Origin of the sequence: Mycobacterium sp., from assembly GCF_049281135.1 — a bacterium.
Classification (GTDB): domain Bacteria; phylum Actinomycetota; class Actinomycetes; order Mycobacteriales; family Mycobacteriaceae; genus Mycobacterium.
Window position 1 is genome coordinate 1 of record NZ_JBAPRN010000407.1, and the last position, 1,686, is coordinate 1,686.

General features: G+C 63.6%; 1 protein-coding gene. It reads left to right on the plus strand.

All coding sequences use genetic code 11. From position 1 onward, the window contains the following. Positions 1-481: hypothetical protein (locus WAN02_RS16560; protein ID WP_422265301.1), on the plus strand; the 481-nt coding region annotated here is incomplete at its 5' end. Between the last annotated feature and the right edge of the window lie 1,205 nt (positions 482-1,686).

The following is a 1,686-nucleotide window of genomic DNA, read 5'->3' on the forward strand; positions in this document are numbered from 1 at the left end:
ACCATCCTCCACCGTTGCCACCACACCCGTTACCACCAGCCCTCACGACGACACGACGACGCCGGCCGGTGACCCACTCGTCGAAGCAATCGCCCCCGGGTACGCCGAGTACTGTGCGGCAGCAGCACCTCCTTCTGGCGCAGTGGAGGCGATCGACTGCACGCCCCCGAACGACCCGCAAGATCTCGCTTACGTCCAGTACCCGGACCGCGCTTCGATGGACGCCGCATTCGACCAACTCGTGCTGCAATCGGCGACCACCAATGATGAGGACTGCCGCCTCGATTGGGGTGGACGACTGACGTATCAGGTAGCTGGCGCGAACGTCGGCGAAGTGGCTTGTCCGGGCTTGGAGGAAGGCCCTGAGGAGGTCTGGACCAACTGGAACACTGACATCCTCGGGGAAGCCACCGACGAATACTGGCACCCCGGCGACGCCTACCAGTGGTGGGTCAACAACGGCGAGTCGACCGACAACTGACCTTATGATATTCCTGCATCGCAGCAAGGCTCGTCGGCGCGACCGTGCCGTTCCATCGTTCTGCGCATGTGACCCCGGCGGCCTGCAAGGGCCTCGGACGCCGTAAGACGCGCGCAAAGCCGCCCACCGCAAGACCGTATGTTTCGGGCCGGCTCAAGGCGCGGATCCTGGCTTCGAAGCCGGCCGCTCGCGTCTTGCCGACCTTCGGCACCCGAGCAGCTCGTCCCAATCAGGACAGTGGCTAAGCGACGAGACTTCGCCGCTACCCATTGGAACAAGCTTCGGTTCGGTGAGGAGTTTACTCAGTCGGATCCTAACGGCGACAGTTCCTTTGTCCCTGTGTCCCTGTGCTGCACGGCTCGGTTACGCGGAAACCAATGGACAGGGTCAGGGACGGCTCGACTCCGGCCGTCGGCGTGATGGGAGCATAGGTGTGGGAGGATGCCAAGGGGCGATGTCGAAGCGGACGACGCCGATCAGCGGCGTGCGCCAGAGAGTGGCGGTGAGGTAGCTGCGGGCTACTCATCGCATAGCCCCAGGTCGGCTGTTTACGTCTTTCAGTTTTTCTGCCGCGGTCAGCTGCGATCAACGACGTCGGCAAGTCCGCTGAGCCGGGCGAGGCAGAGGGCCGCGGCCGTCGCAGCGATCCACCAGGTCGATAGGGAGTGCGCTGCTGTGGTCCCTACTTTAAGTGATTCACCCGCGGACAGGGCATCGACACGTCGCCAGTCCCGAACTGTCTGCCGTGCTAAGTACATTATGGGGGCCCGTCGCGGCAGGCATCATTCCGCAGGCTACCACCGAGACCACCGGGCCAAGTACGCCGAGGGGCAAGTGAGTTAACTCGGCCGCGGTGCCCACGTAACGCACAACGCTCGTGCGTCCTTGGCCGCTTCCACGTTCCTACTGCCACGATCGCACCCGTTCAGTGGCGGAGGCTGAGATCACAACAGGTGGTCCGTTCATCAGAGTGCAATCTAGGCCGAAGTCACTTAGTCGTCGTGAGCGATCGCGGGATTCCGAACGGTTCGCAGTCAACCCGTGGCCACACTCGCTCCGTCGTGTCGCAGCGGCCCAGCGCCAGAAGCCGAGCGCCGTCGCGCAGCATTGTCACGGCGCCTGAGTAATCGTGGTGACCGCGCAGGCACAAGCGATTGCGGTTCCGTCTGATAAACGTCCGCGATCACGTTGTACCACCGCCGGAC